Origin of the sequence: Roseimaritima sediminicola (genome assembly GCF_009618275.1) — a bacterium.
GTDB lineage: Bacteria > Planctomycetota > Planctomycetia > Pirellulales > Pirellulaceae > Roseimaritima > Roseimaritima sediminicola.
This window is the reverse complement of sequence record NZ_WIAD01000021.1, coordinates 66,790-90,716: the sequence shown is the minus strand read 5'-3', so window position 1 is coordinate 90,716 and position 23,927 is coordinate 66,790. Positions and strand designations below refer to the sequence as shown.

Genomic DNA, 23,927 nt, shown 5'->3' with positions numbered 1-23,927 from the left:
GCAGCCTCGACCGATTATCATTCTAATGGATTAAAAAATGGTGAAAGTGATTGTCGAAAGTTGGGAGCCGGGTTTCATTGCAGTCCGGTTTAACCAATTTCTTCGCGAACGAACCAATTTGGGGCTTGCAGAAGCAAAGCGAAAGATTGATGGATTGCTACGAGGACAGCATTTTGAAGTGACGCTTGCCGATGAACAGTTGGCCTCGAAGTTCGTGGCTGATGCGAATGAACTTCTTGCACGGTGTTACGTTGAGGAATCCTGTTCTTAAACGAACGCCCTCTGGATAAACCACGGGGGTCAGCTGTTACCTGTTACCGGCCGAATTACAGTCGCATTTCTTGCAGCGATTCCCGGTCAGGGCTATTTTCCGGTCGGGTGGCGGGTGTGACGGGCAGGTGGAGGTGTTCGGAAGCATGGCGGTGGTGTCGAAGGGCGGCCAAGGCTCGTTTTTCGGCACGACGCACGCGGCGTGAAGCTCAAAAATGCAGGGAAAGGCTTGGCCGGGGTCAGCGACGGTCTTACTTTTGGTCAACACTGATTCGGAAAAAGATTTCCGAATCCCTTGACGATGTTCGGGAAGGCTTCGCCGGGGTCAGACCCGGTGTTCGGTGTTCACAACAGTGGTCAAGCAGAAGTGCATTTTCGAATACGGAATACAAGGCCTAGCTGTTACCGACCGAATTACAGTCGCATTTCTGGCGAAATTATGACTGTAGGGATTTCGGGGCTCTGAAGGGGCGTGTACCGAATTGTTGAGAATTTTGGAGAAGCGTTTTCCCGTGGTGCGACCGGGCGGGCCGGGTGAACGGTCCGCGCAAACAAAAAAGTGCGACCGCTGCGGCTGAGCGATCACACTTTGATAGATGGGTTCGATTTGGTGGGCCGATTAGGCCGATGGCTTCACTCGACCCAGCTCTCGCTGGTAGTCTTCCAGCCAGCGGCGGAGGATCTCCACCGCGGGCAGGAAGTCGTGGCCCTGCGTCAGCATCAGGTCGATGTTGTTGTAGTTCTCACCGCAGCTGAAGCAATGAGCCAAGTTGCTTTTCGGATTCACAGTCGCTCGCAGTTCGCCGCAACCGGGACATTGGAAGCGGAAGGTACCGTCGCTCTGCTTGCTGATCGGACCGTACTGGCGAAACCGCCCGATCGTCAGCTTCATCGGCAGGTCATTGCGGATCGCCCGCAGTCATTCTCTCGTGATCATCGTTGCTTGGGCTCCCTGAAGGAAGAGAAGTAGCACGCGATTGACGACGTCGATGTCGATCGTCGTCCCGCTAGACGCCCGGACCGTGTCGAGCATCGACGCCAAGCACAGGTTCCGACATTTGCGCAGCACGCCATCGACCGAGCGAACGATCAGCTCCAGTGCCCCGGCAGGGGCTCTGCCGTCCTCCGGACTAAAGCCAGGACCAGAACGGCCAGGGGCCGGCTGCGTCGCGGGGCTCGCCATCGTGCGGGGGCACTTCGACAAAGCCGTCGCTGCGGCCCAGCGACACTAGGTCTCCCGATCCCTTGCTGGCGACCAACTGGGCCGTCCGGCCGTCGGGGGCGACTTGCACCAGCTGCATCCACCACAGCGGCAACGTCCGCTCGGAAGGGTTTGCCAAGCGAACCCGCAACCGCGGACTCGGCGCACAGCCGGCCATCCGCCCCAGTAACGGCAACAGAAACCGGCGTCCGCAAACCGCCGCGCTGACCGGGTTGCCGGGCAGCCCAAGAATCAATTGCCCCGCTGGCGTGGCGGCTCCCAGAATCGGCTTGCCCGGGCGCAGCGGCAAGCGATGAAAAACGGTCTCCGCGCCACACGCCTGCACCGCCGCCGGCACGTGGTCGTAGTCGCCCATCGACACGCCACCGCTGAGCACCACGGCGTCGGCCGTACTAAGCGCCTGGGCGATGGTCGCCGAGAGCGTCTTCAGCGAATCGCCGGTCGTCTGCACGCCGACCAGTTCGATCCAGCGGTGACCGGTCAGCATTGCAGAGAGCGCGTATCCGTTGGAATCGCGCAGCTGCCAGGGCTGGACCGCCTGGTCCACGCCCAACAACTCGTCGCCGGTGACGATCACCGCGACGCGAACCCGGCGGCTGACGAGCGGTCGGCTGGCGCCAAAATTGGCGGCCGCGGCGATCCGGCCCGGGGTCAGGCTGTCGCCGCTTGCTACCACGGTTGTGCCCTGAGCGATGTTTTCGCCGCGGCGGCGGATGTTCTGCCCGAGCGCCGCCCGCTTGGCCGCGTCCAGCAGCCGCACCCGCTGTGGATGCTCTTCGGTGTCCTCCCGGCGAATGACCGCGTCGAAGCCGGCCGGTACGATGCCGCCGGTGAACACGCGCATCACGGCCGCGGGATCCGCCGCGGCGGGCCGGTGGCCAGGACGGCTTTCGCCCCGGACTTCCAGTTCGGCCGTGGCCGATAAGTCCGCCATCCGCACGGCATAGCCATCCATGGCCGACACGTCCGCCGCGGGACTGTCACGATCGGCCTGAATCGATTCTCGCAGCACACGTCCGCACGCGTCGCCCAGCGGAACGGCTTCGCTGTCGACCACCATCAGGCGCTGGGCCAAACGATCGATGGCCCGCTCCGGGGAAAGCGACAGGGACGAAAGCGACGGGGACGACGAACGAGACGGGGTCATGACAAACCGCGTTGGATGTTTTGGATGGGAAGGCTGCCAGCGCTGCAGCTGGTCCGGTGTATTAACGTTGATCAGAGCCGGATCGTCCAGCCGCACCAGACGCGGGTCCTGGCGCCGGAGCCATCGTGCCAGACTGCGATCGCCGGCGGCCACCCAAGCTTCCAGCTCCGCCCGGGCCGCCACCGGATAGATCGCCAACAGGGGCTCGGCAAAGTGACCATCGGCGGTGGCCGCGATGGGTCGCGCTCGGCCGGCGGCGAAATCGCCCAGCGAATCGGCGTAACACCGCAGCAGCGCCGCGATGTCGGCGGCTCGCACCCCGGGCATGTCCACGGCCACCGTCAACGCGGCCGTCACCCCGGACTGGCTCGCGGCGTAATGCAGGGCCGCCAGTACACCGGCGATCGGACCCTGTCGCGGCGGGTCTTCGGCCAGCCAAACCGTCGACGCGTCTGCGATCGCTGGATCCGGATCGCGACCGGCGACGATGACGCGGCCACACAGCGGGACGAGTAGATCCAGCGAGTACTCGAGAAACGAGCGTCCGTCGGGCCGCCGCAGAGCCGCTTTATCGCGGCCCATTCGCCGGGATCCGCCCCCGGCCAGGATGACCCCGACCACCGTCGCCCGCATCGACGCCGCGTCCGCCGGCAAGTCGCAGGGCGGATCAACCATCCGCTTCGGCTTTCTCCAGCACGTCCTCGACCCACGACCGCGCCCGCATCATCGTCGGAAAACCGATCGTCGGCGCGCTCAATAGCGCCACCTGCCGAAGGTCGTCCGGCGTGCAGCCCGCTTCGAGGGCTTTGCGGCAGTGAGAGTGGGCGGCGCCCTCGAGGCCGGCGCCCAACGAAATGGCCAACTTCACCAGCGCGACTTCGCGCTCATTCAGTGGCCCGGCCTCGCGCGCGGCTTGCCCCATGGCTTCGTAGGCTTGCATGAACTGGGGGTAGTGCTCATGCATCTGCTGGTATCGCTTGGGGATTTTCACACCTTCACCTGCGATTGGGAATCGAGCTGCAAACGTCCGTGATCAGTCGCCCATTATGAGCGTTTACTGACGGGTTTGCTGCGCAGGAGGAGCGCAAAAAAAACGCGACGGCGTCCGCAGACGCCGCCGCGGGCCGAAAGGTGATCGAGGCGGCGACCACCAATCGACACGATGCCTATAGATGCAAAGGCCGGACCAAAAAAACGCAATGGCCGTAACCTGTGGTTTTAAGGGCGGAAACCAGACTGTACAGCAGCCCCTTATTGGTGGCAATCCGGACAGCGTGGTTGTTCACAGAACACCTCCACCCCGCCATTTCCCCCGAGAAACAGGGGCTTTGCCCCCAAGGTGAGCCACGGCGAATCGGTCTACCTGGCAAAGCTTTGCCTGAGGTACACTGAGTCGCCCCACACCCCACTTCCCGTCTTTTAACTTCTGCCGACGGCCGTTCGACGAGCCCTCGCTCGTCTCAGACGGCCTGTTTGCGTTCGCAGCCGGCAGTCGCTACAGGTTTGCTATGAGTACGTCTGCTTCCGCGCCGGAAATCGCTTCCCAGAATCGCTTGATCCTGCATCACCAGCCCGGCCTGTTCGTGCTGTTTTTTACCGAGATGTGGGAGCGATTCTCGTACTACGGGATGCGGGCTTTGTTGGTCCTGTTCCTGACGGCCAGTCTGTTCGAAGAAGGCTGGGGCTGGGGACGTGCCGAAGCGCTGCAGCTGTACGCGTTCTATACCGGCTTGGTGTACGTGACGCCGATTTTCGGCGGCATCCTGGCGGACAAACTGCTGGGCTATCGCCTGGCCGTCGTCTTGGGAGCCCTGATCATGACGATCGGTCACGCCAGCATGGCTCTGGAGACGGTGCTGAGCTTCTACACCGGGCTGGTTTGCCTGATCCTCGGTAACGGCCTATTCAAACCCAACATCTCGTCGATCGTGGGCCAGTTGTACCAGCGCGATAGCGACAAGCGGGACGCGGCCTATACGATCTTTTACATGGGCATCAATGCCGGAGCCTTCCTGGGGATTTTGCTGTGCGGCTACATCGGCGAGAAAGTGGGTTGGCGTTACGGCTTCGGCTTGGCGGGCATCTTCATGTTCCTGGGTATGGTGCAGTTTTACTTTGCTCAGAACATCTTCGGTGAACTGGGCAAGCGTCCCAAGAGCGCGGAGGAAAGCCGAGCCGAAGCCGCCGCGAAGCCGGAGCAGGCGGGCGAAGACGGCGTCGAGGAAGCGCCGCGGCACGTCCAGCGAGACCGGGTTTTTGTGATCATGGTCTTCGCCTTCTTCACCATCTTTTTCTGGTGGGCTTTCGAGCAGGCCGGCGGTTCGATGACGATCTTCGCCGCCGACTACACCGATCGCGTGCTCGAGGGCGGCGCGGCGACCACCTACAAGATCGCCAACACGCTGCTGACGGTCCTGCCCTTGATGGTTGTCACCTGGGTGCTGTTCCTGCTGTTTCGCGTCACGTTTTCGCAGTACACGCTGTCAAACCTGTGCCTGGGCCTCAGCTTTGTCATCATCTGGGGCATCGCCATCTGGTTGATTCAAAACGACTTTAAAACCAAGAGCTACATCGTCCGCTACACCGACATCACGGGCATCGCTCAGACGACCAAAGTACGAACCACTCAGACCTATGCCTCGGGCGACGAGATTCGGTTGACCTACAACAAGAACGTGGAACTGTACGATCCCGAAGCCGAATCCTATCGCGACCACCGGGTTGCCGACGGCATGATTCGCGATGGCGATGGCAACCGGATCGCGGCTCATTTCGAAACCACAATCGCTCCGATCGAAGAAGAACAGGCGCGGGGACTGTTCTGGAAAACCAACCGCAGCACCGAACTTCGCATGCAGGCGCTCGACGGCACCGAACTGACGCATCACCTGTTGCTGCCGGCGGAAAGCGAACTCAAGGAGGGTGAACGGGTGCAGTTGATGGTCACCGACCAGATCGAGTTGGCCGATGGGACGGAAGAAGAAACAGTCGTGGGCACGGTCCAACGCCTGGCCGACGACGAAGTCGAGGTGCCGGCGTCGTGGTTTGGAATCCTGAATTCCTTCTACATCATCGTCTTCGCGCCGTTCTTCTCGCGGTTCTGGGAAATGAACATCATCCGCAGCGGCCCCATCAAGTTTGCCCTCGGCCTGATCCTGTTGGGCATCGGGTTCGGCGCGCTGTCGTTCGGATCGCTGGGTATCGAAGCCGGAGCCAAGGTGGCGCAGGTCAGCATGGTTTGGTTGATCCTGGCCTATCTGTTCCACACGCTGGGCGAATTGTGCATCTCGCCGGTGGGTCTGTCCTATGTCAGCAAACTAGCTCCGGCTCGGTTGGTCGGACTGATGTTCGGCATCTGGTTCGTCGCCAACTTCATCGCGAATTTCGCCGCCGGCCTGACCGGCAGCTTCATCGACCAGATTGCCGAACAGTATGCCCTGTGGGGCTTCTTCATGATCTTTACCTTGATTCCGATCGGCGCGGGAGTCATCCTGATTCTCTTGAACGGTGTCCTGCATCGCATGATGCACGGCATCGACTGAACCCCCCGTCTGCCCTGCCCTGGAATCCTGTCATGCGTTTTGCCCTCCTGGCGTGTGTGCTGCTGCTCGTCCCATCCGCTTGGTCGGCCGACGCGGAGCCGGCGGCGGAGTCGTCGCCGTCACGCGTGCCGCTGTGGCCGGAGGGTGCTGGGCCGCAGTTCGACAAAGCGGCCGATGGAGCCGGCCCCTGGATCACCGTCCACCACCCCGACGCACCGTCCGGGACGGCGATGGTCATCTGTCCCGGCGGCGGTTACCGCGGGCTGGTGACCGAGCAGGAAGGCCACGGCATCGCGCGGTGGTTGAACCGTCATGGCATCACCGGCGTGGTGCTGGAGTATCGTCTGCCCCGAGGCCGAGCGGCGGTCCCTCTGGCCGATGCCCAGCGGGCGATTCGCACGGTACGGGCCACGGCGGAAGAGTGGGACGTTCGGCCCAACCGCATCGGCATCATCGGCTTCTCCGCCGGCGGCCACTTGGCTTCCACCGCAGCGACCCAGTTCGACGACGGCGACCCGGCGGCGACCGACCCGATCGCTCGAGTGAGCAGCCGTCCGGATTTCGCGGTCTTGGTGTACCCGGTGATCAGCATGGGCGAGCTGGCCCACACGGGCTCGCGCACGCGGCTGCTCGGCGAAGACGCGCCGCAAGAACTTCGCCAACGCTACTCCAGCGAGCTGCGGGTCACGGCCGCCACACCGCCGATGTTTCTGACGCACGCGATCGACGACAAAGTCGTGGTGATCGAGCACAGCCGCCGCATGCAGGCGGCGCTCGAGCGGCACGGCGTACCGAGCCGGTTGCTGGAGCTGGCCTCGGGCGGCCACGGCCTGAACGGCTACCAAGGCCCCATGTGGGACGCCTGGCAAACCGAGGTGCTCAAGTGGATCAAGCAAACCGTACGGTAGCTGAACTCGCCAGAGTTTGGCTACGGGCACATGCCTTAAGCTTCCGAAGCGACTTCCGGGGCGCCCACCAGGGCGGGGGCGGTTCCGTCGTGATAGTAGACGCGGTTGCGGCCCATGTCCTTGGCGGCATAGAGGGCTTCGTCGGCGCGGCGGACCAGCGGGGCGGTGCTGGGGTCTTCGCGCAGCTCGCTCAGCCCGACGCTGATCGACACCCCGATCGCTTGGCCGTCGGCGACGAGACTTTCCGCGGCGATGGCTTTGCGCATCTTGTCCGCTCGCTCGGCTGCCAGCCGCAGGGGCGTGGGCAGCAGCACCGCGAACTCCTCGCCGCCAAAGCGAGCCACCAGATAGCTGCCTTCGATCTGGGCGGCGATCGCCGAAGCCACCTGTCGCAGGACGTCGTCGCCGGCCTGATGCCCGTACTGGTCGTTGATCTTTTTAAAGTGATCGATATCGATCAGGGCCAACACGAAGGATCGACCGTTGCCTTTGACGTAAGCGCCGAACAACTCTTCCAAACGTTGATCAAATGCCCTGCGGTTGGCTAAACCGGTCAACGCGTCGGTGCGGGCTTCGCTCAGATAGCTCTCGATCTGCCGGGTCTGCTTGTCCAGTTGCAGCTCGGCCGCATCCAGACGCTGCTTCAGATCCTGGTTGGTTCGCATGATCTCTTCCAGGACCACCATAACCTGGGGCCTGGAGGGTCCGTCATCGCTGTCGACCACCTTGGAAAGCGCGCCCAACTGGTCCTGATAACGCGACACGTTTCCCGAGTACTCGCTGGTCCACGTGCCCAGTTCCTGAAGCAACCTCAACAACCGCTGGCGGTCGACCCCGCCGTCTTGAGCTTGCCGCCGCACGCCGAGGCGAAACCCGGCCAGCCCACCGACGGCCAACAGCGCGGCGGCCAAACCGGCACCGACCGCAAACAGAATCAGGTTGCCTGTGATCACGAGCGTGCTCCTTCGCCTTGGTCATTCAAGTTGGACAGGAGCGAGCAGGTCGCCTACAGCCACCGCTAATCGACGCGTTCTCCACGAGCGATCACGACAACTCCTCCCGGACTGATCCCGAAACCCCGGCTGCGATCCAATTCCAGATCGTAGCCGATTTCCATGCCCGGCGGGATACGCACTCCTTTATCGATGATCGCTCGGCGAATCTTTGCATGGCGTCCGATATTAACGCCTTCGAACAATATGCTGTCTTCGACGGTTGCGAAGCTATTAACGCGCACCTCGGGCCCGATGATGCTGCGGCGGACGCTGCCGCCGCTGCAGATGGCTCCCTGGCAGACGATCGAATCGAGCGCTTCGCCGCGCCGCTGCGGCTGGCCGCCCGGGCCCGGTTCCTCGCTGCCGAACACAAATTTCGGCGGCGGCACGTTGGGCTGGAAGCCGCGAATGGGCCAAGCCGTGTCGTACAGATTCAGCTGGGGATCCACATGGATCAGGTCCATATTGGCTTCGAAATAGGCGTCCAAGGTGCCCACGTCCCGCCAGTAAGCATCCCGTTTCACGTCGCCCGTGGCATCGCGGTTCTCATCGCGAAACGGAAACGCGAACACACGGTGGGTATCGATCGACGAAGGGATCAGGTCGGCGCCAAAGTCGTGGCGACTGTCTTCGATCGTGGCGTCGCGGCACAACTGTTCAAACAAGAACCGGGCTTTGAAGACATAGATGCCCATCGAAGCGAGACACACGTCGGGCTCGCCCGGAATGCTCCGCGGCTGGGACGGTTTTTCTTGAAAACCCACGATGCGTTGGTCTTCATTGATCTGCATCACCCCGAACTGCTTGGCCTCCTCGACCGTGGCCCGCAGCGCACCGACCGTGATGTCGGCGTTCTGAGAGCGATGAAAGTCCACCATCGCGCGGTAGTTCATCTTGTAGATATGGTCGCCCGCCAGGACGACCACGTGCTCGGGCCGTTCGCGTTCGATCGCATAGATGTTCTGATACACCGCGTCGGCGGTGCCCTTGTACCAGGTATCGGCGATCCGCTGCTGGGGCGGCACCACGTCGATAAACTCATTCAACTCGCGGCAAAAATAATTTCGCCAGGCGACGCTGATATGCCGGTCCAGGCTCTGCGCCTTGTACTGGGTCAGCACCAGCAATTTCCGCATCCCGCTGTTCAAGCAATTGGAGAGCGCGAAATCGATGATGCGGTACAAACCGCCAAAGGGGACCGCGGGTTTGGCGCGATCCCGGGTCAGCGGTTCCAAACGCGATCCGCGTCCGCCCGCCAGAATGACCGTCACGGTGTCCTGCATGGCCGATCCTTGGAATGATCCTCTGAGAGTCTTACCCGTGCTCAAAATCTCATGGCGAAACCAGCCCGAAGACGAAACCGGTCTCGACGACTGGTATCGGCCAGCAGGTTTACCAACCACCATTGATACCAGAAAAGCAACCGTAAAACATCACCGCCGTGGCGTCGCCGAAAGACCTGAGGGGGTGGGACGAGGACGGTTACCCCGACGTTTCACTGGCCCACCGTCGCAGCCATTTTTCCAGGAACAAGAGGTTCCACAGGCGATACGCGTGGTTCTGTTGGTTGGTCTCGTGCTGGCGGACCAGTTCGCCGATCGCGTCTCCGCGGAAAAACTGCAAACACCGGGCCTCGGGATCCAGCAACAGGTCGTGAACCATCGGTTTCAGCTCGTTGCGGAACCAATCCGAGATGGGCACCCCAAACCCCATCTTGGGCCGCGTCCAGATCTGTTTGGGGATCTCCGATCCAAACGCATCCCGCAGCAACAGCTTGCCGCGACGGCCGCGAAACTTCAGCTTCACCGGCAGCGACGCGGCCCATTCGACCACGCGATAGTCCAGCATCGGTTGGCGGACCTCCAGCCCATGAGCCATCGAAGCGACGTCGACCTTGGTCATCAAATCACAGGGGATGTAGGTCAACAGGTCGGCCAGCGAAGCACGGGTCACGACGTCGCGGCCCGCCGAGCGTTGCCACGCCGCATGCAGAAACTCGAAGGGGTCCTCGTCGGGTAACTCGGGCACAAAATCGTCGGCGTACAGCTCGGCCCGCAGCGACTCCGGAAAGATCTGCAACCAGTTCAGATAGCGACGCGCGTCCTCCTGGTTGATCGCTTCCAGAAAGCGTTTGCCGCGACGGATCACGCTGCGGCGGCGACGCGAATCGGGCAGCCGCTGGATCAGCGAGATGCCGGGAATGCGGTGCAGCGGCAGGCACTGGTGGATCTTTCGGCTGAGCCACAACGCCTGGTAGCGTTCGTAGCCGGCGAACAGCTCGTCGCCGCCGTCGCCCGACAGCGCCACGGTGACTTCGCGCCGAGTCAACTCCGACAGATACCAGGTGGGGATCGCGCTGGAATCGCCGAACGGTTCGTCGTAATGCCAGACCAGTTTGTCGATGATGTCGACGCCATCGGGAGTCACTTCAAAGCGAGTGTGCCGCGTCTTTAGGGCGTCGGCGACGGCCTGGGCGTGATGCGTCTCGTCGAACTCTTTGTTGGGAAACCCGATGCTGAACGTCTGGATCGGATCGCTGCGTTGCTGCTGGGCCAGCGCCACCATCAAGGAGGAATCGATGCCGCCGGAAAGGAACGCGCCCAGCGGCACGTCCGCCTGCAACCGCAGCCGCACCGAATCGCTCAACAACTCCCGCAGCCGCTCGGCCGCTTCGGCCCGGCCGATGGGCAGCTCGCGGTCGGGACGAAAATCCCAGTAGTCCTCGGTGCGCAGTTGGCCATCGCGGTAGACGACGAACTGGCCCGGCGAAACTTTGTGCACCCCCTTCCAGATCGTGTTGGGATAGGGCACGTACTGGTAAGTCAGGAACTCGTCGATCGCCGCCGGGTCGATCGACTGCAGCACGCCGGGGATCTGGGCAAAGCATTTCAGTTCGCTGCCGAACAGCAGCCGTCCTTCGTGGACAGCGTAGTACAAAGGTTTTTGGCCAAGTCGATCGCGGGCCAGGACCAGTTGCCGGCGCGTCGCGTCCCAAATCGCGACCGCGAACATCCCGTTCAGGTGCGCAAAACACTCGGTGCCGAGGTCTTCGTACAGATGCAGGATCGATTCGCCGTCGCCGTCGGTGCGAAAGCGGTGCCCGGCGCCTTCCAAACGTCGCCGCAGGGTGGCGAAGTTGTAGATCTCGCCGTTGAACACCATCCACTTGGTCTGGTCTTCGTTGGCCAGCGGTTGGTGGGCTCCTTCGAGATCGATGATGCTCAACCGCCGAAACCCCAGCGCCACGCCCGGCACGTCGCCGGCCGGGTCACGGCGCAGCGTGTCGCTATGAAAACCTTCCTCATCGGGTCCGCGATGGCGGATTGCATCGGTCATCGCCCGCAGCCGCGGCGCATCGATCGCCAATTCAGGACGATTCCAAACCGCACCGGTGATGCCACACATTCAGCTGCTGCCTTCCGCTCGCCAAGAAAACACGGATCCAACCAAGGATTGTCGTAACTGCCGCGGCCGGGCGAAACCCCCGGGAAGGAAAGCGAGGGGTGAGTGGATGACTTCCACACCCGGCTGCCGCGCTGGAGTATCCTGTATAGCGGAAATCTCAAATCTCCTGACTCTAACGGAATCCATGTACGATAAGAAAAGATTTCTCCCCTCTCCCCCGAAGCCTGGCGAGCCTAAGCGAGCCAGGCTTCGGGGGAGAGGGGTCGGGGGTGAGGGGGAATGCAGAGCAGCAGCACCAGGGCCGTATCTCGATGCGGTGCACGGCCCTGGAGATCGTACGTTATGAGTCATTCCGTTGCACCTGAGCCCCCTCACCCCCGGCCCCTCTCCCACCACTGCTTCACTCGCTGACGCTCGCGGCGCAGCGGGGGAGAGGGGAGAAAACGATTCTTCGTATGCATAGATTCCGCCGGAGTCAGAAAATCCCCAATCCCCAATCCCCAATCCTCAAATCCCCAATCCTCAAATCCCCAATCCGCCCCCTCCTCGTTCCACCTCAGCCTCCTCCATGCTTTCCCACCGCCTCTTCCTTGCCCTACTTGGGACGCTTCTGCTCGGTCCACTCGTCTCCGCTCACGAGCCGCCTCACGCCGACCACACCCACGCCGATGACGCCGCCGACACCGACGGATCCCACACGCTGATTCGCTTCGCACGTCAGCAGCTGTGTGACGAGTACTACAGCGAAGGCGCGGCGGCCGGGGACCTGAACGGCGACGGCCACACCGACGTGGTCTACGGCCCGTTGTGGTACGCCGGCCCGGATTTCGAAACGGCTCGTCCCCTGGCCCCCGCTTCGCCTCAGGACCGCAACGGCTACGCCGATCGTTTCTTTCACTGGGTCTACGACTTCGACCAGGACGGACACGCCGACGTTCTGACCGTGGGCTTTCCGGGCACCGCGGCAGTCGTCTACCAAAACCCCGGTCCCGACGGACTCGATGCGCCCTGGCCTCGGCACGAAGTCTTCGACTGGGTTTCCAACGAATCGCCCCAGTTCGTCGATCTGGTCGGCGATTCACAGCCGGAACTGGTTTGCACCCGTGACGGATTCTATGGATACGCCACCTTCGATTCGCAGCGGCCCTGGACCTCGTGGGATTTCCATCGCATCTCGCCGCAGGTGGCCGCCCGGCGGTTTGGTCATGGCCTCGGCGTGGGCGACGTGGACGGAGACGGTCGCCAGGACGTGATTGTGCATAACGGTTGGTATCAGCAACCCGAACAGCCCAGCGATGCGGCGGCCTGGACCTTTCATCCCTACACGTTCTCCGCCCCCGGCGGCGCGGACATGTATGCCTACGATGTCGACGGCGATGGCGACAACGATGTGATCACCAGCATCAACGCCCACGCCTATGGGCTGGCGTGGTTCGAACAGATTCAAACCGACGGCAAAATCGATTTCCGTCGGCATACGATCATGGGCGAAACCGCTGCGGACAATCCCTACGGTGTCGTGTTCACCGAACCTCATGGCGTGCAGTTGGTGGATATCGACGGTGATGGTCTGAAGGATATCTGCACCGGCAAAACCTACTGGTCGCATCACCGCAAAAGCCCGCTGTGGGACGCCGGCGCGGTGGTTTACTGGTTTGAACTGCAACGCGGTCCCCAAGGCGTGGACTGGGTGCCGCATAAAATCGACGACCAGGCCGGAATCGGCCGGGGTCTGTGCATCGCGGACGTCAACGGCGATGACCGTCCCGACTTTGTTTGCGGCGGTATGAAAGGCTGCCACGTCTTGGTGCAGCAGCGTGAGAGCGTGGATCAGGCTACCTGGGCGGCCGCCCAGCCGAAACGCAAGGTTGCCATGGCCGCCGGCCTCGAGCCCGAGGAAGCCGCCCAGCGGATGACCGTGCCCGAAGGGTTCCACGTTCAATTGGCCGCCGGCGAACCGCAGGTTCACCAGCCGGTCGCGCTCGCGATGGATCCCCGCGGCCGGATCTGGGTGGCCGAAGCCTATACGTACCCGCAGCGCGCGCCCGAAGGCGAGGGCCGCGACAAAATTATTATTCTCGAGGACGCCGATCGCGATGGACGATTCGAAACCCGCAAGGAATTTGCCACGGGCCTGAACCTGGTCAGTGGTCTGGAAGTCGGTTTCGGCGGCGTCTGGGTCGGCGCGGCGCCGTACCTGATGTTCATCCCCGACGCCGACGGAGACGATACGCCCGATGGCCCGCCGCAGATCCTGCTGGATGGTTTTGGTTACCAGGACACCCACGAAACCCTCAATGCGTTCAACTGGGGACCCGACGGATGGCTGTACGGTTGCCACGGCGTGTTCACCCACTCCGCCGTCGGACCGCCCGGCACGCCGGACGAGGATCGGGTGCGGATCAATGCCGGGGTGTGGCGTTATCATCCGACCGAGCACCGCTTCGAACGCTTTGCCGAAGGTACCAGCAACCCCTGGGGCGTCGATTTTGACGACCACGGACACGCCTTCATCACGGCCTGTGTGATCCCGCACCTGTTCCATGTCATCCCCGGTGGCCGCTACCACCGCCAAGCCGGCCGGCACTTCAACCCGCACACCTACGACGACCTGAAAACGATCGCCGACCACGCTCACTTCAGCGGCAACATCCGCGATCACGCTTGGTGGGGACACGAACCGGCCGACATTCCCGACGCCACCAGCGACGCCGGTGGTGGGCACGCCCACTGCGGCGCGATGATCTACCTGGGCGACAACTGGCCGGCGGAGTATCGCAATTCGATCTACTTCAACAACATTCACGGCAACCGCGTCAACAACGACGTACTGGAGCGGGAGGGCAGCGGTTTCGTCGGTCGTCACGGCAAGGACTTTCTGTTTGCCAACGACCACTGGTTCCGCGGCATCAATCTCCGCTACGGACCCGACGGATCGGTCTACCTGATCGACTGGTACGACAAAAACGCTTGCCACCGCGCGACGCCCGAAATTTGGGACCGCTCCAACGGCCGGCTGTACCGCGTCCGCTATGGAGATCGTCGTCCGGTGAAGGTCGACTTGGCGGCCCTGCCCGATGACGAACTGGTCGCGTTGCAGCTGCACGAGAATGACTGGTACGTCCGCACCGCTCGGCGGCTGCTGCAACAGCGGGCGGCCGCCGGCGATATCTCGGCGGCTCGCGAGGCGCTGCGGCAGATGATGCGAGAACAATCCGAGGCGACGCGGCGGCTGCGCGCGCTGTGGTGCCTGCACGTGACCGGCGGCGTCCCCGCGGCGGACCTGCTGCGGCTGCTGCAGGATCCCGACGAACACGTTCGCTGCTGGGCCGTGCGGCTGTCGGCCGAAAGCGACACCGCGCCGCCGCTGGAGCGCTGGACGGAACTGGCCCGCAACGACTCCTCGGCCCTGGTGCGGTTGTCCGTGGCTTCGGCCCTCCAGCGATTGCCGGCGGAACAGCGCTGGGCGGTTGTCGAGGTGCTGTTGTCCCACGGCGAAGACGCGGACGATCACAACCTGCCGCTGTTGGTCTGGTACGCCGCCGAACCGCTGGTGACGCTGGACGCCCAGCGGGCGATGCGGCTGGCGCGAGCGTCTCACATCCCGCGGGTCACGCGATTCCTGATTCGCCGCGCGGCCAGTGAAGAACGCACCCGCGGGGCGGCCGTCCAGCAATTGACCGACGCCTCGGCCGAGATGCAGACGTTGATCCTGGACGAGATCCTGCGATCGCTGGAAGGCCAGGTGAAGGTCGCCATGCCGGAGTCCTGGCAAGCGGCCTACGAAGCCTTGCTCGATAGCGGCGATGCCGACACCGTCGCCAAGGCCGACCAGTTGGCGTTGGTGCTGGGCGACCGCAGGATCCTGCCTCGAATGCGAGCCCAGCTGGCCGACGCCGAGGCGGACCTGCCGCAGCGCCGCCAAGCCCTCGAGGCCCTGCTGCGTGTGCAGGACCCCGACGCGGCCGAGGCCCTGCTGACGGCGCTCGATGCCCCGCCGCTGCGCGCCGCGGCAATCCGTGCTCTGGCCGCCTACGACCATCCCCAGATCGCCCCGCGGCTGATCGGCCTGTACCCCAGCCTGTCGGTCGACATGCGGCAAGACGTGATCAACACGCTGGCCTCACGTCCCGCTTCGGCGCTGCGGCTGTTGGCGGCCGTGGAGCAGGACAAGATTGCCGCCGGCGACCTGCACGCCTACACCATCCGCCAGCTTCGCAGCTTTGGCAACGAGGAACTGAACCGGCGGATCGCTTCCAGCTGGGGCACGGTCCGGCAATCTTCCGAGGATAAACGCAAGCGAATCGAGGCGCTGAAAGCCGAATTGACCGCGGCTCGTCTGGCGGCGGCGGATCTTTCCAATGGCCGCCGCTTGTTCGAAAAGTCCTGCGCTTCCTGCCACGTCCTGTTCGGCAACGGCGGCAACATCGGACCGGATATCACCGGTTCCAATCGCGCAAATCTGGACTACCTGCTCGACACGATCGTCGACCCCAACGCGTTGGTCGGCAAGGATTACCAGATGTCGGTCCTGCTGACCGTCGATGGCCGCGTCATCAACGGCTTGGTGCAAAAGGAAACCGACACGGCACTGACCGTGCGAACGGTCAACGACACGGTCGTGATTCCCAAGGACGACATCGAATCTCGCGAGTTGTCCGCTTCGTCGCTGATGCCCGAGCAGCTGCTCGAGGCACTATCGACCGAACAGCGACGCGACCTGGTGGCCTACCTGCGCAGCCCCACGCAGGTGGCATTGAAAGGCCCGCCGGCCCCGATCGACGAGACCACGGGCCGCGTCGAAGGGGCGATCGAAGGCGAGACGCTCGAGCCGGCGAAAGATGCTCCCGGCCAAACGCGCGCTCAACCCATGGGCGGTTTCCGCAAAGACCGCTGGAGTGGAAACGCCCAGCGGTGGTGGACCGGTGCGAAGCCCGGCGACCAGCTGGAGCTGCCACTGGAGGTAGCGGCCGAGGGCGCGTATCAGTTGCAGATCGTGATGACCAAAGCTCGCGACTACGCGGTCGTCCAGTTGCGACTGGACGGCCAGCCGCTGGGCGAACCGATCGACCTGTTCAATAGCCCCGACGTGATCACGACCGGCGTGCTGAGCTTTGAGACCCAGCGGCTGGAGGCCGGAAGCCATACGCTGTCGATCGAGATCGTCGGAGCCAACCCGGCCGCCCAGAAAGCCTACATGGTGGGCATCGATTACGTGCGATTGGAACCGGCTCAGTAGGAGCTGAACCGTCGCAACGTAGCTGAAGTCGCCAGACTTTGGATAATTCCGACGAACGTTTTCTCCCCTCTCCCCGCCGGTTTGGGCAAGTGGTGCTTGCCCAGGCCGGCGGGGAGAGGGGTTGGGGGTGAGGGGCCTCCGGCGCAACGGCATGGAACGCACGCTTCATGTAGGTTTGACACATCCCCTATCACCAAGCAGAACTCACAGACGAAGGCGCCGCGCGGCAATCCCCCTCTCCCCCGAATCCTGACTCGCTTAGGCTCGCCAGGATTCGGGGGAGAGGGGAGAAAACAATTCACACCGCTATGTCGCCCTCTGGGCTGCTGCGCAACTCGAACACCAACAACCAACAACCAACAACCAACAACCAACAACCAACAACCAACAACCAACAACCAACAACCAACAACCGGCGGGTTCACCTACGAACTGTGCACCACTTCCGCTTGGCGGCTGGGCCGCGGAGCCGGAGGCTCCGAGGAATCATCCGAGGTGGCGATGCGCGACTTCTCGGCAAAGGCTGGCAACAAGCGGTTGCGGACGTCCATCAGGATCCGAAACAACGCGGGCACGAAGAACAGCGTAAAAATGGTCGATACCAGCAGGCCGCCCAACAACACGCTGCCCAGACCGCGATACAGCTCGCTGCCCGCACCGGGAAACAACACCAGCGGACACAGTCCCAGGACCGTCGTCGCCGTGGTCATGGCGATCGGCCGGACGCGCGTGCGGACACTTTCCAAAATCGCCTCCTGCACCTCCATGGCGTGATCGCGCATCAGGTTCAAGGATTGATGCACGATCAGAATCGCGTTGTTGACCACCGTTCCGATCAGGATCACAAACCCCAGCATGGTCAACACGTCCAGCGGTTGGGCTGGCATGCCTTGGGCATGCAGGTACACGCCCAGGACTCGCAAGCCCAGCACGCCGCCTACCGCCCCCAGCGGAACGCTGAGGATAATGACCAACGGATAGATCCAGCTCTCGAACAGGGCGGCCATCAATAGGTACGTGATCAACAACGCCAGCAGGACGTTCCAGCGGAGCGCATTCCAGGTATCCCGCAGCTTGTCGGCCGTGCCGCTGAGGTTCACCTGATAACCGCCCTCCAGCTGTCCCGATGCCCGCAGCGGCGCGATGATCTCGCTTTCAATCGTCTCGAGCGCGTTTTCCAAAGCCACCTCCGGCGGTGGCGAGACTTCGATCGTGATCGCCCTCTGCCGTTCGCGATGATTGATCTGTTCCGGGCCGCTGGACAACGTCGGTTCGGCCAGTGTCGAAACCGGCACCAACTGTCCCGTGGGCGTCGCCACCTGCAACGAATCGACGTCTTGGGAATAATTAATCGCCGCGGGACTGCCGATGATCGTCAGGTCGATCTTGTCGCCGCCGACGAAGTAATCCGAGGCATAAGCCCCGTCGACCAGGGCGTCGATCGCGTATCCCAGCGTGGTCGCGTCCACGCCCAACTGTTCGCACTGCAGCAACCGCGGCGTCAGGTGATACTCGGGGCTGCTGAGGTCCAAACTGGGCACGGGTCGGGCCTGGGCCTCGGGCATCAACTGCATCGTCTTACCCAGCACTTGGCCGCCCAGGCGAACCAAATGCGGCAGCTCCGGCCCGGTGATCTCCACATCGATCGTGCGGCCCGCCGTCAATCCCTGCTCGAACAAGCTGGACTGCTTGGCCACCACGAAGGTGCCTTCCAGTTTGTCCTTGACCTCCTGAATCAACGGCACCAATTCAGCGGCTCGCGTGGCATCGACCGCGCGGACACCAAGAAAAACCTGACGCCCCCGAGCCACATAGAAAAAGTCGTAGATCGGCGGATACTTTAATTGCTGAGCCTCCGGACTATCGGGGTCGACATCCCAGTAGGGCTGTAGGTGTTGCTCGACCACTTCGCCGATCCCCGACAATTCGTCCAGGTTATAACCGGCCGGCGGGAGAATAATCCCAAACACCAGATTGCGGTTGCCCGAAGGCAGGTATTCGACCTTGGGCCAAGCCACGTAGCTGACCCCCAGGGCGACGGCGACCAACGTACCGACCACCGCCAACCGCCAAAGCAAACGCGACTGGATCCAGCGATTGATGCCGACGATGCCGCGGACCAAGACGGTGTCGCCCGGAGCCCGTTCTGGACGGCCATCGGTGGACGGCGTTTTGCGCGCTCGCCGCGTCCGCTGCGAACCGCTCAACAGCCGCGCCGTCGCGGTGGGAATCAAAGTAATACTGACCAATAACGACAGACCCACCGCCGCGCTGATCGCCAAGGCAATGTCGCGGAACAACTGGCCCGCTTCCTCTTCGACAAACAACACGGGTAGGAACACGGCCAAGGTCGTCAGCGTCGATGCCAGGACCGCACCCCAGACCTCTTTGCCGCCGTCGATCGCAGCTCGCCGCGCCGGTTTGCCCTCCTGGTAATGGCGGTAGATGTTTTCCAGCACCACGACCGCGTTGTCGACCAGCATCCCCACGGCGAACGCCATTCCGGCCAACGAGATCACGTTCAGCGATCGGCCCCATAGGTTCAACATCAAGAACGTGCCGATGATACTGATCGGAATCGCCACCCCCACGACGATCGCCCCGCGAGCGAACCAGAACCCGGCCACCAGGATGCACAGCAGCGTCAGGCCGAAGAACCAGGGCGAAATGAAAATGGCGGCCAGCGTCGTGACGACCAGGATCGGTACGGCCAGCAGCGACCGCACCTGCCAGTGCAGAAACAGCATCAGCACGATCATCGTCAACGAACCGCCGATGATGATGTTTTGATTCACCAGGCCGACCGAGGCGTAGATGTATTCGGTTTCGTCGTACACCTGGGTCAGTTGCAACTTGCGTTCGGCCAAGACCTCGCGATTCAGCTCCTCGACACCCTCGCGCAAGCCCTGCATCACGTCCAAGACGTTCGCACCGGTCTCTCGCAGAGCGTTGACGGCGATCGCGCTATCGCCAAAGCGGCGGACCAAGCCGTCGGGTTTCTTGAATCCCATCCGCACCTCCGCCACGTCGCGGATATAAACCGGAGCCCCGCCGCGGGTGGTCAGAATTTGACTGGCGACCTCTTCGGGCGAATCGAACTGGTTGATGGTGCGCACGACATAGCGGCGTTTGGCTTCCCAGAAATCGCCTCCCGATGTGTCGCGGTTCTGCTGCCTCAGCACCCGCCGCACGTCATCGATCGTCAGCCGCTGGAAGGCCAAGCGATCCGGATCGACCATCACCTGCAGCTCCTCCTCCAAGCCGCCCAGAACGTTGGCATTGGACACGCCGCCGACGCGTTCCAAGCGTGCCTCGATGGTGTCCTCGGCAAACCGTCGCATGCCCGGCACGTTCAGGTCCGGCGGCAACAGCTCGTCGATCTGCGGGTGTTCTTCCGCCAACCGCCGCAGCCGCAGCAGCCGCAATCCCGGGTTGTCGGTGGCCGCGATTTTCCTCAGCTGCTCCGCCGCGGCACCGGCCTCGGGCCCTTCGGCAAACTGCCGGATCTGCTCGGGCGTCGGCTGAATGGCACTCAGGATGAACCAGGCGATCGGCCGGTCCGATGCGTTGCTGGTGGAGATCACCGGTTGGTCGGCATCCTCGGGGTACTCCCGCACCTGCTGCAGGCGGCTGTTCACCTTCAGCAGCGATTCCTCCATGTCGGTCCCGACGGCGAACTCCAGCGTGATCGAAGCTCGCGAATCCATCGACTCGCTGCTCAGCTTCGTCAGCCCCTCGACGCTCTTGAGCTGTTCCTCTTGTTCCTGGGTGATTTCGCGTTCCACTTCCTGCGGGCTCGCCCCCGGCCACAGCGTGTCGACCGTCAAGGTGGGCGTCTGCACCTCGGGAATCAGCTGCATCGGCATCCGCGCCAGAGCGATGCAGCCGAACAAGATGACCAACAAAGCACCGACGCTGACCTTTACGGGGTTGTTCACGCAGGCTTCGATGAACGTCATGGCTGGGTCCGGGCGGGGTTTTTCGTTTCGGGAAGGAATTCGGCGGAATCGATGGTGTTGCGGATCGCCACGGCTTGTCCGGGCCGGAGGCGTTCGTTGCCGCGCACGACAATCGTGTCACCGGCCTGAAGCGCATCGGGGTCGACCGAGGTGACCTGGATCAGTTCGCCAAAGGCGGCGCCCTTGCGAACCGGCACGGCAACGACTTTATCACCGACAACCTTCATGGCTGTGGCCGCATCGCCGGCCAGATTCAACCCGTCCTTGGGCACCAACAGCGAGGTGGATTCGGGGCCGGTGGGCAGTGTCACCCGAGCCAGCATGCCGGGCATCAACCGCGACTGGGGATCCTCGGTCGGGTTGGGCACGCGAATTTTGACGGGAAAGGAACGCGACTGGGAATCGCCTTGAGGAACGATGGAAGCGACCGTGCCGACGAAGCGGCGCCCCGGCAGGGCGGCGACTTGGATTTCACACTCGTGCTCCAGCCGGACGTGCGAGATCGCGGTTTCGGGGACGTTGACCACGACCTCTACCGGATCGATCTCGATCACTTCGGCCACCGCGTCGCCCTGCTTCAGCCAGGCACCGACCTCGGTTTGTTCGCGTGAGACGAATCCCTCGAAGGGGGCCCGCAGCGTGTATTTCCGGATCCGATCTTCGATCCCCGCGACCACCTGTTCCTGCATCCGAAAGCGGGCTTCGGCCTGCGCCAACTTTTCGGCTCGCGGCCCGTCTTCGACCAATTGCAACTGATTGCGAGCTTCGTCGAGGGCGGCCGCGGCCCGCAGCGATTGCGACCGCACGGCGCCATATTCCTCGGCCGACAACCCGGCCTGGGCTTGATACAACGTCTCGGCCCGGCTCAGCCGCGACTTGGCGTACTCCGCCGCCGCCTGGGCAGCGGCCAATTGTGCCTTGGCCAACGCGATCTCTTCGGGCAGCGAACCGTTCTCCAGCTCTTTCCGCTCCGCGTCTCGCAGATCCCGCTCGGCCTCGGCCGCGGCCAGCTCGATCCGGATCGTGGCACTCAGGATCGTGGCCAGCGTATCGCCTTGCTGGACCGGTTGGCCGGCATCGACCTGAAAGGTTTCCACACGCCCATCGACCGCGCTGCCGATCACGGCTCGGCGATTTGGCAGGATCTCCGCCACATACGTCGCCTGGGGCTGGACCGTACGTTCGAACACCTCCGCGACGATCACCGGCGCCGGGGCCGGTTCCTGAGCCACACAGCAGACCATGCCCCACCCTGCCCAACATACCAACGCACCAAACCGCTTCATGAAAAACCGCCTGTGAACATTCCCAGAGAACCGATGCCTATCCAGCACACCCGATTCTACCTCGCCCAGGGAGTTTGAGCGGCCCGGTCGAAAACTTTATCGCCCCAACAGCCGCTGGTCGTCGGCGGCCTGGACCTGGACGTCGATCAGCGTGCCCGGTGCGGCCGGCTGGTCGGCAAACAGCTCGACCGGCGCGTACCGGCACGAGGTGCCCCGCATCAGGTACTGCGACCCGCCGCCAGCTACGCCGCCGGCGGAACCGTCACCAATCCCGGTGAACCCCCGAGCCGTTTCGACCAACAACTGCACGCGGCGGCCCACCAGAGAACGGAAATAATCTCGGCGCAGTTCCGTTTCCAGCTCGATCAGCCGGGCCACGCGATCGGCCTGGACGTCCTTGTCGACCTGGTCTTCCATCTCCGCGGCGGGCGTGCCCCGGCGGCGGCTGAACGGAAACACGTGGACTTTGCTGAACCGCGCCCGCCGGCAGGTTTCCAGCGTCTGTTCGAATTCCTCATCGGTCTCGCCGGGAAAGCCGACGATCACATCGGTCGTTAGCGCCGGTTGGTCGAGGGCTTCGCGGAGCATCTCGCAGCGGTCCAGAAACATCCGCGTGCCCCAGCGACGTCGCATCCGCCGCAGCACCGAATCGCTGCCGCTCTGCAAACACACGTGCAGATGCGGCACGATCCGTTCGGGAAAGTCCTTCAGCACGCCGATCAACTCGCGCGTCACCTCGGTGGCTTCGATGCTGCTCAAGCGAATCCGGAACTCCCCGGGCAACTCCGCTAATTGCTTGACCAGGTGCGACAGCCGCACCCACTGCTCACGCGGCTTGTGCCGGTTCCAATCGACGCCGTAATGGCCCAGGTGAATCCCGGTCAACACGACTTCACGATGACCGGCGGCGACCAACCGCTGGACCTCGTCGACGATGTGCTGCGAATCACGACTGGAAAGCTCGGGCCGCACCTTGGGGATGATGCAGTAGCTGCAGCGGAGCAGGCAGCCATCCTGGACTTTGACGTAAGCCCGCTGACGTCCGGAAAATCCATCCAGGCCCGTGGGCACATCGACCACGCCGAAGCGGGTCATCAAGTCGGGCAACTCGCGTTTGTCGGTCACCACCTCGCTGACCCCCGGCAGGTCCGCCACTTCCTCGGGAGCTCGCGTCGCATAGCAACCCATCACGACGATCTTGGCGTCGGGGTTCTTGCGGGCCAGGCGGCGGATCATCTGCCGGCTCTTGGCGTCCCCCTCGGACGTGACCGTGCAGGTGTTCACCACGCACACGTCGGCCGGCTCTTGGTTCTGGGCATCGGCAAACCCGATACTGGTCAACCCTTGCCGGACCAGCTCGGTCTCGTACTGATTGACTTTGCAGCCCAGCGTTACGGTTCGAATCTTTGCCGACATAGTTTATGGCTTTTCGCTGCTTACTCGGGCACCGGCTCGATCGACGCGCTCATGCTGCCCTTGCAGCGGGTGATGCCTTCGTCGGAGCCATAGGCATGAATCTGGTCACGCTTCAGTTCAGCGTGTTCCATGGTAGTCGTCAAGCAGATCACGCGGCCGGTCGTATCGACTTCCTCGGCCATTTGATGGCCGCGCTGGCGCGGATGGCCGAACAATTCCTTTAACATCATGATCACATAGTCGTAGGAATGGTCCGGATCATCCCACAGGATCACGTTGTAACGCGGCTGACGCTTGGGCCGCGATTGCGATTGCTTCTCGTCCTGCTCGGGACGGGTGGTGGGTTCGACGACCGCTGTTTGAAGCTCTGCCATCCGACTGAATCCTCTCGCATAACGACGCATGACTACGAAAACGGGTTTCCTGGCTATATTGTAGCGCCACCGGCGCCGGACCGACCAGCACTTATGGTCTTTTCCGCAACTTCGTTTTGCAGAAAATAACCGGTGCACGGCGCATCGCCGGCACATCCCGCAAC

The 23,927-nt window shown here is 63.0% G+C and carries 14 protein-coding genes; 4 read left to right on the top strand and 10 right to left on the bottom strand.

Going from position 1 to position 23,927, the window contains the following annotated elements; translation table 11 throughout:
• The first annotated feature begins 37 nt into the window (after positions 1 to 37).
• Positions 38 to 271 (top strand): hypothetical protein, encoded by a 234-nt coding sequence (locus tag GE027_RS12105; RefSeq protein ID WP_153557453.1) that lies wholly within the window; start codon positions 38 to 40, stop codon positions 269 to 271.
• 618 nt (positions 272 to 889) lie between these two features.
• Here GE027_RS12105 and GE027_RS12100 read toward each other — a convergent pair.
• The 3 genes from GE027_RS12100 to GE027_RS12090 form a co-directional block, all read right to left on the bottom strand.
• Positions 890 to 1,162 carry a hypothetical protein gene (locus GE027_RS12100; protein WP_153557452.1) on the bottom strand — a complete coding sequence of 91 codons (273 nt, stop codon included), beginning with the start codon at positions 1,160 to 1,162 and terminating at the stop codon, positions 890 to 892.
• Positions 1,163 to 1,400: 238 nt separating this feature from the next.
• Positions 1,401 to 3,314 carry an NTP transferase domain-containing protein gene (locus GE027_RS12095; protein WP_153557451.1) on the bottom strand — a complete coding sequence of 638 codons (1,914 nt, stop codon included), beginning with the start codon at positions 3,312 to 3,314 and terminating at the stop codon, positions 1,401 to 1,403.
• Positions 3,307 to 3,603 (bottom strand): carboxymuconolactone decarboxylase family protein, encoded by a 297-nt coding sequence (locus GE027_RS12090; protein WP_153557460.1) that lies wholly within the window; start codon positions 3,601 to 3,603, stop codon positions 3,307 to 3,309. The genes GE027_RS12095 and GE027_RS12090 overlap by 8 nt, the downstream gene beginning before the upstream one ends.
• A gap of 544 nt (positions 3,604 to 4,147) precedes the next feature.
• Between GE027_RS12090 and GE027_RS12085 the strand changes: the two genes are divergently transcribed.
• On the top strand, positions 4,148 to 6,181 hold the full coding sequence (locus GE027_RS12085) for a peptide MFS transporter (RefSeq protein ID WP_153557450.1): 2,034 nt from the start codon (positions 4,148 to 4,150) through the stop codon (positions 6,179 to 6,181).
• A gap of 32 nt (positions 6,182 to 6,213) precedes the next feature.
• Entirely contained in the window at positions 6,214 to 7,089 is an 876-nt protein-coding gene (locus GE027_RS12080; protein WP_153557449.1) for an alpha/beta hydrolase, read from the top strand.
• 35 nt (positions 7,090 to 7,124) lie between these two features.
• Here the strand turns inward: GE027_RS12080 and GE027_RS12075 are convergent, their stop codons facing one another.
• From GE027_RS12075 to asnB, 3 genes are all read right to left on the bottom strand, one after another.
• A complete protein-coding gene (locus GE027_RS12075; RefSeq protein WP_237607479.1) occupies positions 7,125 to 8,042 on the bottom strand; it encodes a GGDEF domain-containing protein in 918 nt (305 codons plus the stop codon).
• 65 nt (positions 8,043 to 8,107) lie between these two features.
• Entirely contained in the window at positions 8,108 to 9,367 is a 1,260-nt protein-coding gene (glgC, locus tag GE027_RS12070) for a glucose-1-phosphate adenylyltransferase (RefSeq protein WP_153557448.1), read from the bottom strand.
• A 199-nt stretch (positions 9,368 to 9,566) separates the two neighbouring features.
• Positions 9,567 to 11,489 carry an asparagine synthase (glutamine-hydrolyzing) gene (gene asnB, locus GE027_RS12065; protein ID WP_153557447.1) on the bottom strand — a complete coding sequence of 641 codons (1,923 nt, stop codon included), beginning with the start codon at positions 11,487 to 11,489 and terminating at the stop codon, positions 9,567 to 9,569.
• A 568-nt stretch (positions 11,490 to 12,057) separates the two neighbouring features.
• On the opposite strand from asnB, the gene GE027_RS12060 reads away from it, so the two are divergent.
• Entirely contained in the window at positions 12,058 to 16,728 is a 4,671-nt protein-coding gene (locus tag GE027_RS12060) for a PVC-type heme-binding CxxCH protein (protein WP_153557446.1), read from the top strand.
• Positions 16,729 to 17,153: 425 nt separating this feature from the next.
• Here GE027_RS12060 and GE027_RS12055 read toward each other — a convergent pair whose 3' ends face one another.
• The 4 genes from GE027_RS12055 to GE027_RS12040 form a co-directional block, all read right to left on the bottom strand.
• Positions 17,154 to 20,687, bottom strand: coding sequence for an efflux RND transporter permease subunit (locus tag GE027_RS12055; protein ID WP_153557445.1), 3,534 nt, complete (start codon positions 20,685 to 20,687; stop codon positions 17,154 to 17,156).
• Complete coding sequence (locus tag GE027_RS12050) at positions 20,684 to 21,919, bottom strand: efflux RND transporter periplasmic adaptor subunit (protein ID WP_162006700.1); 1,236 nt, start codon at positions 21,917 to 21,919, stop codon at positions 20,684 to 20,686. The genes GE027_RS12055 and GE027_RS12050 overlap by 4 nt, the downstream gene beginning before the upstream one ends.
• A gap of 150 nt (positions 21,920 to 22,069) precedes the next feature.
• Positions 22,070 to 23,389 (bottom strand): tRNA (N(6)-L-threonylcarbamoyladenosine(37)-C(2))-methylthiotransferase MtaB, encoded by a 1,320-nt coding sequence (mtaB, locus tag GE027_RS12045; RefSeq protein WP_153557443.1) that lies wholly within the window; start codon positions 23,387 to 23,389, stop codon positions 22,070 to 22,072.
• Between the two features lie 20 nt (positions 23,390 to 23,409).
• Positions 23,410 to 23,763: an ATP-dependent Clp protease adaptor ClpS gene (locus GE027_RS12040; protein ID WP_153557442.1), complete on the bottom strand. Its 354-nt coding sequence runs from the start codon at positions 23,761 to 23,763 to the stop codon at positions 23,410 to 23,412.
• Between the last annotated feature and the right edge of the window lie 164 nt (positions 23,764 to 23,927).

What these genes read in the sequence shown, in the direction of transcription:
- GE027_RS12105 (WP_153557453.1), top strand. Translation starts at nt 38, where the DNA reads ATGGTGAAAGTGATTGTCGAAAGTTGGGAGCCGGGTTTCATTGCAGTC.
- GE027_RS12100 (WP_153557452.1), bottom strand. Translation starts at nt 1,162, where the DNA reads ATGAAGCTGACGATCGGGCGGTTTCGCCAGTACGGTCCGATCAGCAAG.
- GE027_RS12095 (WP_153557451.1), bottom strand. Translation starts at nt 3,314, where the DNA reads ATGGTTGATCCGCCCTGCGACTTGCCGGCGGACGCGGCGTCGATGCGG.
- GE027_RS12090 (WP_153557460.1), bottom strand. Translation starts at nt 3,603, where the DNA reads ATGCATGAGCACTACCCCCAGTTCATGCAAGCCTACGAAGCCATGGGG.
- GE027_RS12085 (WP_153557450.1), top strand. Translation starts at nt 4,148, where the DNA reads ATGAGTACGTCTGCTTCCGCGCCGGAAATCGCTTCCCAGAATCGCTTG.
- GE027_RS12080 (WP_153557449.1), top strand. Translation starts at nt 6,214, where the DNA reads ATGCGTTTTGCCCTCCTGGCGTGTGTGCTGCTGCTCGTCCCATCCGCT.
- glgC (WP_153557448.1), bottom strand. Translation starts at nt 9,367, where the DNA reads ATGCAGGACACCGTGACGGTCATTCTGGCGGGCGGACGCGGATCGCGT.
- asnB (WP_153557447.1), bottom strand. Translation starts at nt 11,489, where the DNA reads ATGTGTGGCATCACCGGTGCGGTTTGGAATCGTCCTGAATTGGCGATC.
- GE027_RS12060 (WP_153557446.1), top strand. Translation starts at nt 12,058, where the DNA reads ATGCTTTCCCACCGCCTCTTCCTTGCCCTACTTGGGACGCTTCTGCTC.
- GE027_RS12055 (WP_153557445.1), bottom strand. Translation starts at nt 20,687, where the DNA reads ATGACGTTCATCGAAGCCTGCGTGAACAACCCCGTAAAGGTCAGCGTC.
- mtaB (WP_153557443.1), bottom strand. Translation starts at nt 23,389, where the DNA reads ATGTCGGCAAAGATTCGAACCGTAACGCTGGGCTGCAAAGTCAATCAG.
- GE027_RS12040 (WP_153557442.1), bottom strand. Translation starts at nt 23,763, where the DNA reads ATGGCAGAGCTTCAAACAGCGGTCGTCGAACCCACCACCCGTCCCGAG.